The sequence below is a fragment of the Carboxylicivirga longa genome (assembly GCF_050589825.1).
Classification (GTDB): domain Bacteria; phylum Bacteroidota; class Bacteroidia; order Bacteroidales; family Marinilabiliaceae; genus Carboxylicivirga; species Carboxylicivirga longa.
Genome location: NZ_JBNGOZ010000022.1, coordinates 65,112 through 80,955, shown reverse-complemented (window position 1 = coordinate 80,955; position 15,844 = coordinate 65,112). Strand labels below are relative to the sequence as shown.

The following is a 15,844-nucleotide window of genomic DNA, read 5'->3' as shown; positions in this document are numbered from 1 at the left end:
TTCCGAACAGAGAAGTTAAGCCCGATAGCGCCGATGGTACTGCGTAGAAGTGGGAGAGTAGGTCGCCGCCTTTTTTTAGAGAAACCTCTTATTCAGAAATGAGTAAGAGGTTTTTTGCGTTTAGGAAGTTGGGTGGAATTCTGAGGAGTTGAACTGATGAATTGGTGAATCGGAAAACTGGGATCCGTTGCTACCAAATACCGCTGTAATCCCATCCTACCGTCTTCTGCGGTGTACTACACCTGCCTTCAAAGGTAGTGAGAAGAATTTCATGGTGTGTTTTGAACGTCATCATCTAAATAAGCTAATAGCTATCAGCTAGAGGCTATCAGCTTAAAAGCAAGATATACCTGTTAAAGCTGATAGCCTTTACTATTTTAAGGTTTAGGGCTGGCTCTGAATACTGCTTGAAATGGTGAGTTTATTTTTATTGATTCCAAATAAAAATTATCTTTGCCCGTAAATATAATTGATATGCATATTACCAGTGAGATGAAAATGGTCGATGTGGTGCAACACGATATACAGCTGCTGGCCGTTATACAGCGTTTTGAAATACCCCTGGGTTTTAAAGAGAGAACGGTTAGCGAGGTATGCCACTCACATAACGTTGATGTTAATTTTTTTCTGCTGATTGCTAATTCTTTCCATGATAAAGAATTTTTAGATTGGAATAAATTCAAGGCCTTCCCGGTTGAATGGATGATTACCTACCTAAGAAATGCTCATAAATGCTATGTGCATTATCGAATACCAGAGATAGAGCGTCAAATTAAGAATTTTGAGCGTCAGGTGGATACCAACGAGCAGAACGTGGTTTTGCTATTAAATTTCTTTCGAAAATATATAACAGAGTTCAATACGCACATTGATCAGGAGGAGGTTAAAGTCTTCCCATATATTTTGTCATTAAATAATGCCTTAAATACCGGAGACCGTGCCAAGGCGCGTTTGGAACATCCACTAATGGTTCAATTTCAGGAGGAGCACAGTAATATCGAAGAGTCTTTGTTTGATTTGAAAAGTATTTTGCTAAAATATCTGCCCCCACCTGTTAATAACTGCTTATATAATAATCTTGTGTTTGATATTTTTCGCCTGGAGCGTGACCTAATGGATCATGCCGAGCTGGAAGAGTCGGTGCTGTATCCCTGGGTAAGGGATATGGAGGAGAAATTAATGTCAAAGTCTAAATAAGCGTGATGATTAAAGTACTAATTGCCGAGCAGTCACATGTTATTGGTGTGGGATTAATTGAGCTTATTAAAAAGTTTCAAGATATATCAGGGGTTAAGATGATTGGCAGGGATGAAGATTGCTGTGATATTGTAAAAGATTTTGACCCAGATCTTTTAATGATTAATACCAATTATCTCGATCCTGAGAAAATGCATTCTTTGGTGGAGGCGAAAAGAAATGAGGCGGTGCTTATCTATGTTTTTAATTCATTCTTACCACTCGATGCCCCCGATAATCATCTTTCTATTGTGGACACAAAAGCATCTATACATAGCAAGCTGCAGGCGGCTATGGTAAAGGTAAAGAGAGGTAGTAAGGAGAATGACACGGAAGAGTTGAGTCCTCGAGAGCGTTCTATCCTTAAAGGGGTGGCTTTGGGCTTAACCAATAAAGAAATCGCAGATAAAACGTATATTAGTATCCATACTGTTATCTCCCATCGCAAGAATATAACACGTAAATTGGGGATTAAAACAGTATCGGGTTTAACGGTTTATGCGATTCTGAATAATATTATTCAGATGGATGATATTACATAGTATGCAAAAGACAAATTCTTCACACTTTGGGCAAGCAGATTTTTTTGTAGAACGTCTGTTGGCAGCTATTATTGATACTAGCCTAGTGTTGGGCCTATCTTTATTTCCACGTATAGGTTGGCTGTTTGGCCTTATCTATTTCCTTTTTAAAGATTGTCTGCCCTTTTTGAAGGGGCAGAGCTTTGGTCGTCGGCTCTTTCATCTCAAAGTGGTTAGTATTGCCGATCAGCAGAACTTGGTGGGAAAGCCCGATAAGGCTATGATTCGCCAAATTATACTTCTAATTCCTGTACTTAATCTTATTGAGTTGTATCTTTTTTGTTTCACTAATATTCGGCTGGGAGCAAAGTGGTCCGATACAAAGGTTATTAAGGATCAATCGGCTTTATAGAGTGGCAGCGCCATAAAAAAGGTAGTTCCTACATTAGGAGTTGTATCAAACCATATTTTGCCATTACTATTTGTGATAATATTTTTGGTAATGGCCAAGCCTAAGCCCATACCTCCCGATTTAGTGGTGAAGTTGGGGGTGAATATTTTGTCTTTTACCTCGTTGCTTATGCCACGACCGTTATCTGATATGGTTATTTTTATGCTCGTTTCATCGCGTGAGGTAGTGATACGAATCTGTCCTGTTCGATCGATAGGGATGGACTGAACAGCATTCTTAATTATATTATTAAACACACTTACCATTTGGTCAGGATCGGCAAAAACATAGACCGGACTTTCCTGTATGTCGAGTGTAAACTGTACGTTTGTTTCTGACTTTTCAAAAAATGCAGTGGCGCTTCGTACTTTTTCAATAATATTAACCCTTGTGCGCTGTGCTTGAGGCATTCTGGCAAAATCAGAAAATTCATTGGCAATTACATGCAGTTGGTCTATTTGTTCAATCAGTGTTTTTGATATGCGTTTAAGGTATGATTCAAAGTCTTCACTTTTACTTTCCCATGCTTTATTCAAAAATTGCACATTGAGCTTCATGGGGGTAAGTGGGTTTTTAATTTCATGGGCAATCTGTTTGGCCATCTCGCGCCAGGCCATCTCACGCTCTGATCGTGCCAGTTTTTCAGCGCTCTCCGATATTTCGTCAACCATACGGTTATATTCCTTCACCAGCCGTCCTACTTCATCGTTGCCTTTGTAGCCAATTTTTTGATTGAGTTTATCGATGCGTATGCGTGCCAGTCGTTCCTGGATAAGGGACAAAGGGCGTGTTATGCGTCGTGATATGAGGACGGCTACGCCAGTGGCAAATAGGATAAATAACAGATAAGCGTTGATAACAGCTACTATTAGCGAAGAAATTTCTGATTTAAGTTCGTTGTTACCCACAAAATAAGGTAGGTTCAAATAGGCTAGTACTTCACGCTCGTAGTTATAAATGGGTACATAAGCCGACGTAAAATGAAGATTTCCGATGTATTCATCATGAATGTATTCGGCATGCTGTTTATGAGCAAGTCTGTAATATGCCTTCGTATTCATCATTTGGCCACTTAGCCCCTGCTCATATAATTCGGGTCGTGATGTGGCCAGCAGTTGCCCTTTTGTGGAATAAAGGTTAATGTCGGAATAAAAAACATTTGAAAATTTTTGCATCAGATATTGCAGATAATCGTGCATACTATCATCCAACTCGGGTTCATTCACGATTTTCTGCTCCATCTCCTGAAGCACTGATTTGATACGCTGCGAAAGCATCTGGTTATTTTTCTGTTTAAACTGATGAATGGAATAATAAACTGAGCTAATGCCCATTACCAAAAGGATGAACACGATGAGACTTACGAAAGCGATCTGAATTTTTTCTTGTATTGAAAGGTTTAGTGAAGTGTTTTTATGTCGTCGGGTGATATAGAAGATAAAGGCGGTGAGGATAAAAAATAACAATGCAAAGGTTGAGAATGACATCAGTAGGTAGATGGGCTTCATCTCGGGTCTACTCAGTGTGAGTGTTGTACTTTCATTTAACTGATAGGTGAGGTGCACCACTTTCTCATCGCGTACGCTTACCTTTTCGCCTATCGGAGGTGTTGCCATGGGCCATCTGATAGGATAACGATAATCGCCATATTGCTTCACCAGTTTCTTATCGATGTATTTGGCAAACGAGTAGCTTTTATAGGTAGCATTGCTAATTTGTTCTGTCTGATTTTGTAATAGCTCAGGGTAACCCAAGCCTGTAAAAACGGGTGTGGAGTTTATTTCGCAGTAAAGGGTAATGGCTTTATGGTCATCTTCTTCAAAGTAAGGTATTCGGGCAAAGTAACTGACTTGTCCGTTTTTGTTATCCAAAAAATAAATATTGTCGCAGGAAGAAACCGGTGTACCCTGCAGATGGATCAATTCATCGAAATACTCGTAGCAATTGGTGGTTATATTTTCCGACTCGATGTAGAGGGGGGCAGAGGGCCAGCACAAAACCACCTCCAGATCGTAGCGTTTCCAATAGCCATAAAAGTAGTTTTTCTTTAAATATTCGCTTATGCTGGCATCATCAATGTCGGGCTGCAGCAATAATTCAAAGAGTTTTTCATCATTTTTCAGCTTCTCCTCAATGTCATCCAGATACATCTCAGCCACGGGGTCTGACTCACGTGTCAGTTGAAATGAAAGGTTTTCGATCAGTAATGTGCGGTTTTCTTCTTCTTTGTCGAAGTTGTAAAGATGAAGCAGGGTAACAATGTATAAGGAGCTGATGAAGATAACCCAGATAAAGGAGCCGTAGGTAATGCCATCGCCCATATTGCGCTGTGCCTTATACAGAATGGCGGCAATGGTGGCAAACGCAAGAAAATTAAAGAAGTGCAATGGATAACCAGCGAGGTATCCGATGCTCCAAAGAAGGGCAAAAGCAAAGCCGGCGATACTTAAAAATCTCAAAAGACTAAAATGCTCCTTGATCAGCACCACAAAGCGCTCTGTAATAAATATTGTCGCAGTGAAAGAACTGCACAGGATAAAGGTTTTATAAAGGGCAATGGCATTCAGGTCGGCGATGTTAAAGAAAACAGATGCCTGGGAAGAGTTATTAACAAGGAGTTTGATGAGTTCATGAGCCACCTGAAATAAGAGGATGATAAGTCCAAGGCGCAGGCCTAGAAAAATGAGATTTCCATTGCGATGAGTACTTTGGGACGTTAGGAAGCGGGGTGTTTTATAATAACGGTAAAAGCAGAAGGCGTATGTGAGAAAAAATACGGATGAAATGAGTAAGCTACTCAAAGATGGCAGCCACTCAGAAGCCGCGAATGTGAAAGGGGAAAACAGAGGGTGATGATAAAAATCGGGGGGAACGGTATAGTGGGTAAGTAAAAAACTTAGTATCATATAGTAGAAGCCAATGAGCACTAGAAGACGATTACTCCAGGCTTTCTCCCGATACTTCTCCATCAGTTTAATGGCCAGCATTGCCAGCAGGGTAAAACTGATTAGGTAAAGGATATATGTAGCCACACTAATGGGTGATATAACCTCGTGATCTTCGTATTTTAAAGATAATAGGTAGTTGTTATTAATATCTTTTACGGTATATTCCGAGCAAGTGTCATCAACGATTATAGCGGGATGATGAGTGATTTTGAAGCAGGAGGCAAAGCGGTTTCTTAAAAAGCGATTTTCATACAAGTACTCTTCTTTAATCAGACTTATGGCTACCAGGGTATGCTGATTTACCTTCACCTGTTGTCGCAGATACCATCCGTTGTCAAGTTGAACCAGTGCCGGACCAGTGTTGATGGACTTTGTGAGAGGTACGGTGTGGTTCGACCAGGCTATCAGCTCATCATCATCGAAAAGGTAGTAGTTAAAATCGTCCTGTGCCAGTGAGTCCATGGAAGCCCACCTGCTATCCTGGGTCCAAAGCAAGCTGTCCTGTAAAGTGGCAAGTGCATCACTGAGCCCTCTTTGCTTTTCCAATATTGTCTGTTGTATTGAGTGGGTATCGGCCGAATGACTGAAGTCGTGGTCGAAAGTATACTCAATAAGTTTACCCAGGAGTATTAATATTAGGGCAACAAGCAGTGAGGAGAGCAGTTTAGGACGACGATGCGGCATACAATAAACATTTTAATTATTTAAAGATAGCAAAAATCAGCACCCGTTCTTTATTGGTGGTGATAAGGTTCATTTTTTAGGATGGTCATGGCACGATACAGCTGCTCGGCAAAAATAAGTCGCACCATTTGATGGGAATAGGTCATTTTTGATAGGCTAATTTTTGCATTGGCCCGGGCGTATATCGCATCGGAAAATCCATAGGGGCCCCCAATCACAAAAACGAGACGCTTTAGGCCGGCCACCATTCTTTTTTCAATCATCTTTGAAAAGCCCACCGAGGTAAAGTCCTTCCCATTCTCATCGAGCAGCACCAGATAATCGCCGGCATGAAAGGCATTGATCAGCAATTCACCTTCCTTGCTTTTTTGTTGCTCGGCCGATAGGTTTTTGGTTTTTTTGAGGTCGGGGATCACTTGCATTTCATAGGGTAGATAATGCTTAAGGCGCTGTTCGTATTTCTCTATGCCCGTGCGTAAATAGGCTTCATCTGTTTTTCCAATTACCAGTAATACAACTTTCATCTGTGTACACAGTTTTGTTTATCAATAATAAATAAAATCCTAAAAATGTAGTTTAATTGAGCTAAACCTCTATTTTTGTTGTAAAAGTAATGAGCGATTATTGAAATCGGCATTAATTGCAGCGTAATGTGTTCATCAGTTCTTAAATTATCGTTTTAATGGATTGTTGGGCGTGATATTTGTAAGAGTTTTTAGCTGTCAAATTTTGTACCATGACAAATAGCAAATACATATTTACCATACTAAGCGTACTTGTTTTTTCAAGTATGGTGGTAAGTGCTCAGCAAACCGCTGCTCTTCCAAGTGGCACCATTATGGCGATGAAAAAAAGCGATGCAGAAACCATTGCGGCTTCGTTTAATGATCGTATCGAGATAATTCTGCCCAATAAAACGGCTATTTATAGTCAGAAACAGGCCGAGATGGTGCTCAAGAATTTCTTTGATAATCATACTATCACTGAATTTCAATTGGTTCACCAGGGAAAAAAAGATAATGCTTCCTATGCCATTGCTAACTACTTTGCTGCTGATGGGCGATATCGTTTTACTTTTTTAACTAAGCAAAAGCAAGGGAAAATATATATTCATCAGATTAGAATAGAAAAACAATGATTGAGCAGCTCATTGATCAATTAATTGATACAGCCATTCGCGAAGATATTGGCGATGGCGATCACTCTTCACAGTCGTGCATACCGGCCGGGGCACAGGGTAAAATGTACTTATTAGTAAAGGAAGATGGAGTATTGGCCGGCGTAGAAATGGCAAAGCGCATTTTTGCAAGGATAGATCCTGCCATTGTGCTTGATGTGCATATTAACGATGGTAGCAAGGTAAAGCAGGGCGATATTGTGTTGCATGCAAGTGGTAAAGTATGGTCTTTGCTTCAGGCCGAGCGACTGGTTTTGAATGTGATGCAACGCATGAGTGGCATTGCTACCTGCACCGCCAGCTATGTAAAACGCCTCGAAGGTACTGGCACACGGGTGCTCGATACCCGTAAAACCACGCCGGGAATGCGTTATTTGGAGAAGGAGGCCGTTCGATTGGGTGGTGGCGTTAACCATCGCATGGGTCTTTATGATATGGTGATGCTGAAGGATAACCATATTGATTTTGCCGGGGGTATTGAGAACGCTGTGCAACAGGTTAAAAGCTATTTAAAAGAAAAGGGTAAAGACCTAAAAATAGAGGTAGAGGTGCGTAACTGGGACGAGCTGGAAGAAGTGATGCGCGTAGGTGGTATTCATCGTATTATGCTCGATAATTTTACGGTGGCTGATACGCGTCGTGCTGTTGATTTTATTGGCGGCAAGTTTGAAACTGAGTCGTCAGGAGGCATTACAATGGATACCTTGCGCGACTATGCTGAGTGTGGTGTAGACTATATTTCGGTAGGGGCGCTTACCCATCATATCAAAAGTCTCGACCTGAGCCTTAAGGCCATGGATGAATAGAAAAATGCAAGTGGATATAAAGCTAAAGGCCCCGAATGGTTTCGTTCGGGGCCTTTGGTTTTATTTGTAGTATAGTTTCAGTGTTTGTGGTTGATCCTTAACGGCCAGCTTAATAGATTTAAGCCCTGATTCGCCCGTGTAATTGAAGTGGTAGGTTTTGTTCTTTTCCAGCACAAACTCAAGTACATCGTTCATATCCTGTGTGGGACCTGCTGTGCGACCACCTCCCATCTGGTCGCTTCCGCAGAATACATCAACATTGGCAGCTACCCGGTCATCTCCCTGAAACGTGCATACATTATCCTTGAACATCATCACCTTAATACGGACATGGGTTTCTGCTATTTTTTTGGCAGCTTCAGCTGCTTCATACAGTTGAATGTAACGATCCGATACATTTTTGGCATGCACATACTTGATGTTCATATCCCATACCAAGGGGAAGTGTGTGTCGGCCGGTTTCCATGAGCTGGCGTAGATGGCATGCTCCGGGTTATTAGGAATGGCTTTGCCTGCATCGGCCAAAAACCAGCTTTTGTTAAGACCACTGGGATAGTACTCGGTAAAGTACCATTCGCCGTCAATCCAAACTTCATTCCAGTTGTGGTTGCCTCGTTTATCGTGCCAGTTGGGCGTGCCGCCGATGCGTGAGGGGATTCCAACAGCACGGAAGGCATCTGTTAGCAGTATGGATAGCCCACTGCAAGATGCCATGTTTTGTTCCATCGATTCATAAGGACTCTGATCTGGTTTCTCGCGTTTGGTGTTATAATCTACCAATAGCTCATCGCGCACATTTTTGTTTACTGAGTCAATAGCTGCCTGCATGGTTTGGCAGTCCTTCACATATTCTGAAAAGCGCTCGTAAAAATCCTTGCGCCAGTTATCGCGTCGTTCATTGAGACTGGCATAGGGCAGCACATCGTTGAAGAAAACAGAGTCGGGTACTTCTTGTGCCCAGGCAAACTGCTCACGTGCCTTGAAGGCATAAGCCGTATTTTCGAGGATGAAATCGGCGCTTAAGGTCTTTAAGTCATGAGCCGGCATGTAAGCAATAAGGAAAGCCACTGCCTCTTGCTGCCCCTTGGGTGCTGCCTTCAATGCTTTTTCTATTTCGGGTGCATTCTGGTCGGCCGTCTCAATGGCCGCATCAAGTAAGGAATGATATTGTTGTGGGACGCCTTGATATTTAGAGCAGGATCCCAAGCTGAGCACTACAAATAGTGCAAGAATAATTTTTTTCAGCATGATGATTATAATTTGTTTAAAGCAAAACTATAAAAAGATATTGAGGTGCATGTTCAGGTATGTTCAGAATGGTGAAATAACGTTGTCCTTGTTTGGGGCGAAGTAAAGGCCAGGTGATGCTGTTCAGTTGATTGGCTTTTTACTTTACCGGCGATGGGGTATAAAAAAAATGACAGATGTCTGTGGCCAGTCATCTGTCAGTTTTTTAATCTTATCGAAGAGTTGGGTGTTTATTTTTTCAAACGATCCAGACTCTCTGTTAAAGTTTTGATTTTTGCTTCGGCATCAGCTTGTTTCTGGCGCTCTTTGGCCACTACAGCCTCAGGTGCACTGCTCACAAAGCGTTCGTTGCCCAGCTTTTTCATCACACCTTTCAGGAAGCCTTGTTGGTGTGCTAAGTCCTTTTCCAGTTTAGCTACCTCAGCCTCCACATCAATCAAGCCATCCATTGGTACAAAAAATTCGCTGGTACGCACCATAAATGATACAGCACCTTCCACTTTCTCTGTTACCATATTTAGTGCGTCGATATTTGCCAGTTTGGTAAGTACTGCGTTGAACTGAGGTGTAAACCCTTCGCCGGCCAGTATGCTTAACGAAAGGGCATCCTTCATTGGGATATTCTTTTCTTTGCGTATGGTGCGTACGCCGCCCACACCCTCTTTCAGCATTTCAAACTGATCGATGATATTAAGATCCAGCCCTTTCACCTGGGGCATCTCTGATACCATAATACTTTCGCCCTCGCTGCGTGTTTCAAGTGCCTGCCATAACTCTTCCGACAGGAAAGGCATGAAGGGATGCAGTAAACGAAGTAGTTTATCGAAGAATTCGCTGGTGGCTTTATAGGTAGCAGCATCCAGCGGTTTCTGATAGGCGGGCTTTACAGCCTCCAGGTACCATGAGGAGAACTCCTGCCAGAAAACGGTGTAAACGGTCATCAGTGCATCTGAGATACGGTATTTTTCAAAATGATCGTTCATGGTAGCAATGGTCTGATCCAGCTTGGCATCAAACCAGGCAATGGCCTGCTTGGCCGACTCTGGCTGCTCAATGCTAGTATCAATGTCCCAACCTTTCACCAGGCGGAAGGCATTCCATATTTTATTGGCGAAGTTACGACCTTGCTCAGGCAGGTTCTCATCAAACAGCAGATCTCCACCGGCAGGAGAGCATAATAGCATACCCACGCGTACGCCGTCGGCACCGTATTTGGCAATTAAATCCAGCGGATCGGGTGAGTTACCCAGTGATTTTGACATTTTGCGACGTTGCTTATCACGCACCATGCCTGTAAAGTATACATTCTTGAAAGGGAAAGTACCTTTGTACTCATAGCCGGCAATGATCATGCGCGCTACCCAAAAGAAGATGATATCATGCCCGGTTACCAAGTCATTGGTAGGGTAGTAGTAATCAATCTCGGTAGTGTCATCGCCATAGCCGTCAAATACCGACAAGGGCCATAACCATGATGATGCCCAGGTATCCAGCACATCCTCATCCTGCTTAATATCAGCCATTGTCAATGCACTGTTACCGGTTTTTTCTTTGGCCAGTGCCAGCGCTTTTTCATCGTTCTCAGCCACTACATACGATCCATCGGTAAGGTAGTAAACCGGTATGCGGTGTCCCCACCATAGCTGACGTGAGATACACCAGTCTTTTACGTTTTCCATCCAGTGGCGGTAAACGTTTTTGAATTTCTTGGGATGAAACTCAACCTCGTCGCTCATTACGGCATCCAATGCCGGTTTTGCCAAATCTTCCATTTTCAGGAACCACTGTGCCGATAGCTTGGGCTCAATGACCACATCGGTACGTTCCGAGTAGCCCACTTTATTGGTGTAGTCCTCAATTTTAGCTAAGCTGCCGGCTTCCTGAAGGGCCGGAATGATTTTGTCCCGCACATCAAAGCGATCTTCACCAATAAATAGCTCAGCCGCCTCGCTCAGTGTTCCATTGTCGGTGAAAATGTTGATGCTTTCCAGATTGTGGCGCATGCCAATTTCGTAGTCGTTAATGTCGTGGGCAGGTGTTATTTTCAAACATCCCGTACCAAATTCCATGTCAACATACTCATCTTCGATGATGGGAATGGAGCGGTTGATAAGCGGAACCAGCACGCGTTTTCCTTTTAAGTGGGTAAAACGCTCATCATTAGGGTTAATACACACGGCGGTATCACCCAAAATGGTTTCCGGACGCGTGGTGGCAATGGTGACAAACTCATTGTCACTGCCTTCTATTTTATAGTTCAGATAGTACAACTTTGATTGTACCTCTTTATAAATCACCTCTTCGTCGGAAACAGCCGTCAGTGCTTTGCAGTCCCAGTTAACCATGCGAACGCCGCGGTATATGTATCCTTTATTAAAAAGGTCAACGAATACTTTGATAACCGCATCGCTACGCTTTTCGTCCATCGTAAATGAGGTGCGATCCCAATCGCAGGAAGCTCCCAGCTTCTTAAGCTGCTCGAGTATGATTCCCCCGTGTTTTTCTGTCCAGTCCCAGGCATGGCCCAAAAATTCATCACGACTTAACTGCTTTTTATCGATGCCTTCATCGCGTAACTTATTTACCACTTTGGCCTCTGTGGCTATGGATGCGTGGTCGGTACCGGGCACCCAGCAGGCATTCTTACCCATCATGCGGGCACGACGGATTAATATATCCTGGATGGTATTGTTGAGCATGTGCCCCATATGCAGGACACCGGTGACGTTGGGTGGCGGTATAACGATGGTGTAGGGTTCACGCTCATCGGGAACCGACTTGAAAAATTCATTGTCCATCCAATACTTATACCACTTGTCTTCGGTAGCAGACGGGTTGTACTTGCTAGCAATTTCCATAATTGTAATTGTCTTTCTTCAGTTATTAACGTATCACCATTGGTTGAAGGCCATTGATGTGTTCTATATAAGGCTGCAAAAATAAGAAAAAAAACAGTGCAGTATATAGTGGGTAAAGTGCAATTAATAAGTGTAATTTAGATTGATAGAAAAACCGGTGGTGTTGATTGGTACTGGACACAGGTTTGGATAGAAAGATTAATTCTTTAACCTTTTTTAACCCAATAATATTTCATTCTTATTTAGTCTCAGTATGCTTCAGCATTCAATCGTTAATTGAGTAAGTATTTTATTGTCCACTAGTATGTTCCCTGGTTTAACGGGGTAATTTTATTTACCATGTACTTTGTGCACTTGAGTGAGGGATAAAAAAAGCGCAACCAGTACTGGTTGCGCTTTTTTTAGAGACCTTATGATTATTACGATCTGGGGTGGAACTGAATAAGTGTGTTTTTCAGATATTCTTTATCCAGATGCGTATAAATTTCGGTTGTGATAATTGATTCGTGTCCAAGCATTTCTTGTACAGCACGCAAATTGGCACCACCATCGATCAAATGTGTTGCAAATGAGTGGCGGAAAGTGTGGGGACTGATGTTCTTCTCAAAACCTAATTTCTTGGTCAGGTTCTTGATAATGGTGAAGATCATTACGCGTGAAAGCTTGCGTCCACGGCGGTTCAGGAACAGTATATCTTCGTCTTCCTTATTGATTTTAAGCGTACGACGATACTCGCTTAGATACAAGTTAATCTCCTTAATGGCCTTAGAGCTGATGGGTACAAGACGTTCTTTGTTGCCCTTGCCTTCAATTTTAATAAAACCAGACTCGAAAAACAGATTTGAGATTTTCAAATCAATCAGTTCTGACACGCGAAGACCACAGCTGTAAAGGGTCTCCAGAATGGCTTTGTTGCGCTGTCCTTCTGATTTTTTGAGGTCTACAGAATTGATGATAGCATCAATCTCTTCAACCGATAAAATGTCGGGCAACTTGCGGCCAATCTTAGGTGACTCAAGCAACGCGGTTGGATCCTTTTCTACTTTTTCTTCAATTAGCAAGAATTTGTAGAATGACTTGATGCCGCTGATAACACGGGCTTGCGTTCTGGGGCTGATGCCACGCTCGCCAATCCACTGCATCATTTCTTTCAGGTCGGCTAAAACTACTTCCTCCGGTCCTTTTTTCTTACCTTGCTCAGTCAAGAATGTCACCAATTTGGTGAGATCTGTGATGTAAGCATGGATCGAGTTCTCAGATAATCCTTTTTCAATTTGCAGGTAGTTTCTGAACTCTTTAATTTCTGATTCCCAATTCATAATTAAAATATTTACTGTATTTCCCAATTATTTGTAAGAGTAAAAATAAGAAATGATTTGATAACGATCAAGTGGAAATGTAAAAAAGCTTAAAATAATGTATATTTTCCCTATTTAATTTTAAATGATTAGTAGGTTTTTTTATTACGACAAACTATCGTATTTTTGCAGCCATAAACTGTTTTATCAGATGAACTTGTTAATAATAAATGGCCCAAATCTAAATTTACTGGGCAAACGTGAGATTTCCATTTATGGAAGAGAATCCTTTAAGGATTACTTTAGCAAGCTCAAACAGGCCTATTCGGGCGACACACTCACTTATTTTCAGTCGAATAGTGAAGGTGAGATAATCAATAAGATACATGCAGTAGGTTTTGATGTGGATGGTATTGTGTTAAATGCCGGAGCCTACACCCATACTTCTTTGGCTATCGCCGACGCTATTGCAGCGGTTGAGAGCCCGGTTGTTGAAGTGCACATTAGTAATGTGCATCAGCGCGAGGCGGTAAGGCATCAATCATTTCTGTCGGCAGTTTGTAAAGGCGTTATTGCCGGTTTTGGTCTTGATTCCTATCGATTGGCCATTGAAGCATTTAAAAATATTGAATGTAATAAACTAGAAATATATTAATCGAGAATAAGACGCTGAGTGTGGTTGGGGAAGGGCCATGCTTGGTATAATATTAATTGTTGCATACCACCAAGAAAAATTTAATTATGAAGAAGTTTACCAAAATTGTAGCTACAATTTCGGATCGCGATTGTGAGGTTGATTTTCTGAAGAAGCTTTACAAGGCTGGCATGAACGTTGTTCGTTTGAACACTGCTCATCAGGATTTTGAAGGCGTATTAAAAGTGATAACTAACACACGAGCTGTATCGGATAAAATTGCCATTTTGATCGATACTAAAGGGCCGGAAATCAGAACCACCAAGTGCGAAGGAAGTCTGGAGCTTACTACTGGTGATGTTGTGAAGGTAAAAGGAGATATCGAAGGTATCTCAACTACCGAGTGCATCTGCGTGAGCTATGGCGAGTTTGTAAATGACGTTCCTGTAGGAAGTCAGATTCTTATCGACGATGGCGAGGTAGCCATGGAGGTTATGTCTAAAGAAGACGATCATTTGCTATGTAAAGTGCAGAATGATGGTTCAGTGGGTAGCCGTAAGAGTGTGAACGTACCAGGTGTGCGAATCAACCTGCCATCGGTAACTGAGAAAGATCGTAACTTCATCAAATTTGCCGCTCAGAACAATATCGATTTCGTTGCTCACTCTTTTGTGCGTAACAGAGAAGATGTGATGGAAGTGCAGCAGATTCTTGATGAGATGGAAAGCCCAATGAAGATTGTGGCTAAAATTGAGAATGCTGAAGGTGTTGAGAACCTGGATGAGATTCTTGAGCATGTGCATGGTATTATGGTGGCACGTGGTGACCTGGGTATTGAAGTTCCACAGGAGAAAATTCCAGGTATCCAGCGTCAGATGATTCGCAAGTGTGTAGAAGCTAAAAAGCCAGTTATTGTGGCAACACAAATGCTTCACACCATGATTAAGAACCCACGTCCAACACGTGCTGAGGTAACTGATGTGGCAAACGCTATTTACTATCGTACTGATGCCATCATGTTGAGTGGTGAGACAGCGTATGGTAACTACCCGGTAGAAGCAGTGAAGACGATGTCTAAGATTGCCAAAGAGGTAGAGGCAGCTAAGGATAGTCGTAACGATATTCCGGTAGTACCAGAATCGGCTGATATTACAGCTTATTTGGCGGATACTGCTGTTAAGGCGAGCCGTTCATTGGAGGTTAAGGCCGTATTGACCGATAGCTTAACCGGTAAGACTGCACGTTACCTGGCGGCTTTCCGTGGTACTTGCCCTGTATATGCATTATGTTATAATGCCAATGTAGGACGTCAACTGGCGCTTTCTTATGGTGTATTCCCTCGTTTGATGGAAGATGGTAGCTCTAAGAAGGAGATCCTTAAGAAAACCCTTAAAAAGCTGCTGAAGAAAGATCGTCTCGTTGAGGATGATTTGGTGGCTTACCTGGGCGGTAGCTTTGGTATTGGCGGCGGTACTTCTTACCTGGAGATCATTACCGTAAAAGCCTTATTGGAAAAAATTGAGAAAGGTCAATAATTACCAATATTAAAATAATAGTGAAGGTGCTACTCTTGGGTGGCACCTTTTCTGTTTTTATAAGCTGTATTGCGGGTCATACGTTGCGTGTGATTACTGGGTGCCCTGACGTAATCAATGGCTGTATCTCGCAGCTGAGTCAGGTAGGTGGATTGTCCTGCATCAAGCAATAAGAGTGATTGATTTTTGTTTGACCCTAATGAGGTAAAAAAAACAAAACTTTTTTTAGTGGCTTAAATGGTTGATTGCAAATGATGAAGCCGAAACTGATGAAGAAAAGTTTTGTTTCGATGAGAAAAAAGTATTGCATAATAGAAAAGAGTGCTTATCTTTGCATCGCTTTCAGAAACAGGGGTACCACTTAAGGCGCCACAGACAAAGGAAAGCAGCGGTTTTTCAAACGGAAAAATCACTCAAAAATACTGAAATGAAATCTAAACTGGTCTGG

The 15,844-nt window shown here is 42.1% G+C and carries 13 protein-coding genes and 1 rRNA gene; 9 read left to right on the top strand and 5 right to left on the bottom strand.

The genetic code is table 11. From position 1 onward, the window contains the following. The 4 genes from rrf to ACRD7A_RS16110 all read left to right on the top strand — a co-directional run. Positions 1-74, top strand: a 5S ribosomal RNA gene (rrf, locus tag ACRD7A_RS16125); the annotation flags it as partial. Positions 75-474: 400 nt separating this feature from the next. Further along, entirely contained in the window at positions 475-1,197 is a 723-nt protein-coding gene (locus ACRD7A_RS16120) for a hemerythrin domain-containing protein (protein ID WP_430812172.1), read from the top strand. Between the two features lie 5 nt (positions 1,198-1,202). Further along, positions 1,203-1,778: a helix-turn-helix transcriptional regulator gene (locus ACRD7A_RS16115; protein ID WP_430812173.1), complete on the top strand. Its 576-nt coding sequence runs from the start codon at positions 1,203-1,205 to the stop codon at positions 1,776-1,778. A gap of 1 nt (position 1,779) precedes the next feature. Then, complete coding sequence (locus ACRD7A_RS16110) at positions 1,780-2,169, top strand: RDD family protein (RefSeq protein ID WP_430812174.1); 390 nt, start codon at positions 1,780-1,782, stop codon at positions 2,167-2,169. Here ACRD7A_RS16110 and ACRD7A_RS16105 read toward each other — a convergent pair. After that, positions 2,154-5,840 carry a sensor histidine kinase gene (locus ACRD7A_RS16105; protein ID WP_430812175.1) on the bottom strand — a complete coding sequence of 1,229 codons (3,687 nt, stop codon included), beginning with the start codon at positions 5,838-5,840 and terminating at the stop codon, positions 2,154-2,156. The two genes, ACRD7A_RS16110 and ACRD7A_RS16105, sit on opposite strands and share 16 nt — an antisense overlap. 50 nt (positions 5,841-5,890) lie before the next feature. Next, positions 5,891-6,364, bottom strand: coding sequence for a 23S rRNA (pseudouridine(1915)-N(3))-methyltransferase RlmH (gene rlmH, locus ACRD7A_RS16100; protein ID WP_430812176.1), 474 nt, complete (start codon positions 6,362-6,364; stop codon positions 5,891-5,893). Between the two features lie 212 nt (positions 6,365-6,576). On the opposite strand from rlmH, the gene ACRD7A_RS16095 reads away from it, so the two are divergent. Together ACRD7A_RS16095 and nadC are read left to right on the top strand one after the other, a co-directional pair. Beyond that, the gene (locus ACRD7A_RS16095; RefSeq protein WP_430812177.1) at positions 6,577-6,978 is read left to right on the top strand and encodes a DUF4783 domain-containing protein; all 402 of its coding nucleotides are present in this window, start codon (positions 6,577-6,579) and stop codon (positions 6,976-6,978) included. Continuing rightward, complete coding sequence (nadC, locus tag ACRD7A_RS16090; RefSeq protein WP_430812178.1) at positions 6,975-7,823, top strand: carboxylating nicotinate-nucleotide diphosphorylase; 849 nt, start codon at positions 6,975-6,977, stop codon at positions 7,821-7,823. The genes ACRD7A_RS16095 and nadC overlap by 4 nt, the downstream gene beginning before the upstream one ends. A 60-nt stretch (positions 7,824-7,883) precedes the next feature. Here the strand turns inward: nadC and ACRD7A_RS16085 are convergent, their stop codons facing one another. The 3 genes from ACRD7A_RS16085 to xerD all read right to left on the bottom strand — a co-directional run bounded on the left by ACRD7A_RS16085 (position 7,884) and on the right by xerD (position 13,248). Further along, a complete protein-coding gene (locus ACRD7A_RS16085; protein ID WP_430812179.1) occupies positions 7,884-9,071 on the bottom strand; it encodes a transglutaminase-like domain-containing protein in 1,188 nt (395 codons plus the stop codon). A gap of 230 nt (positions 9,072-9,301) precedes the next feature. Further along, complete coding sequence (locus ACRD7A_RS16080) at positions 9,302-11,929, bottom strand: valine--tRNA ligase (protein WP_430812180.1); 2,628 nt, start codon at positions 11,927-11,929, stop codon at positions 9,302-9,304. Between the two features lie 419 nt (positions 11,930-12,348). After that, complete coding sequence (xerD, locus tag ACRD7A_RS16075; RefSeq protein ID WP_430812181.1) at positions 12,349-13,248, bottom strand: site-specific tyrosine recombinase XerD; 900 nt, start codon at positions 13,246-13,248, stop codon at positions 12,349-12,351. Between the two features lie 190 nt (positions 13,249-13,438). Between xerD and aroQ the strand changes: the two genes are divergently transcribed. From aroQ to ACRD7A_RS16060, 3 genes are all read left to right on the top strand, one after another. After that, complete coding sequence (gene aroQ / locus ACRD7A_RS16070; RefSeq protein ID WP_430812182.1) at positions 13,439-13,882, top strand: type II 3-dehydroquinate dehydratase; 444 nt, start codon at positions 13,439-13,441, stop codon at positions 13,880-13,882. Between the two features lie 86 nt (positions 13,883-13,968). Continuing rightward, complete coding sequence (gene pyk / locus ACRD7A_RS16065) at positions 13,969-15,396, top strand: pyruvate kinase (RefSeq protein WP_430812183.1); 1,428 nt, start codon at positions 13,969-13,971, stop codon at positions 15,394-15,396. A gap of 241 nt (positions 15,397-15,637) precedes the next feature. Further along, a partial coding sequence (locus ACRD7A_RS16060) for a hypothetical protein (RefSeq protein WP_430817954.1) occupies positions 15,638-15,844 on the top strand: 207 nt, incomplete at its 3' end.

Coding starts and splice junctions, on each gene's coding strand:
- ACRD7A_RS16120 (WP_430812172.1), top strand. CDS start 475: ATGCATATTACCAGTGAGATGAAAATGGTCGATGTGGTGCAACACGAT.
- ACRD7A_RS16115 (WP_430812173.1), top strand. CDS start 1,203: ATGATTAAAGTACTAATTGCCGAGCAGTCACATGTTATTGGTGTGGGA.
- ACRD7A_RS16110 (WP_430812174.1), top strand. CDS start 1,780: ATGCAAAAGACAAATTCTTCACACTTTGGGCAAGCAGATTTTTTTGTA.
- ACRD7A_RS16105 (WP_430812175.1), bottom strand. CDS start 5,840: ATGCCGCATCGTCGTCCTAAACTGCTCTCCTCACTGCTTGTTGCCCTA.
- rlmH (WP_430812176.1), bottom strand. CDS start 6,364: ATGAAAGTTGTATTACTGGTAATTGGAAAAACAGATGAAGCCTATTTA.
- ACRD7A_RS16095 (WP_430812177.1), top strand. CDS start 6,577: ATGACAAATAGCAAATACATATTTACCATACTAAGCGTACTTGTTTTT.
- nadC (WP_430812178.1), top strand. CDS start 6,975: ATGATTGAGCAGCTCATTGATCAATTAATTGATACAGCCATTCGCGAA.
- ACRD7A_RS16085 (WP_430812179.1), bottom strand. CDS start 9,071: ATGCTGAAAAAAATTATTCTTGCACTATTTGTAGTGCTCAGCTTGGGA.
- ACRD7A_RS16080 (WP_430812180.1), bottom strand. CDS start 11,929: ATGGAAATTGCTAGCAAGTACAACCCGTCTGCTACCGAAGACAAGTGG.
- xerD (WP_430812181.1), bottom strand. CDS start 13,248: ATGAATTGGGAATCAGAAATTAAAGAGTTCAGAAACTACCTGCAAATT.
- aroQ (WP_430812182.1), top strand. CDS start 13,439: ATGAACTTGTTAATAATAAATGGCCCAAATCTAAATTTACTGGGCAAA.
- pyk (WP_430812183.1), top strand. CDS start 13,969: ATGAAGAAGTTTACCAAAATTGTAGCTACAATTTCGGATCGCGATTGT.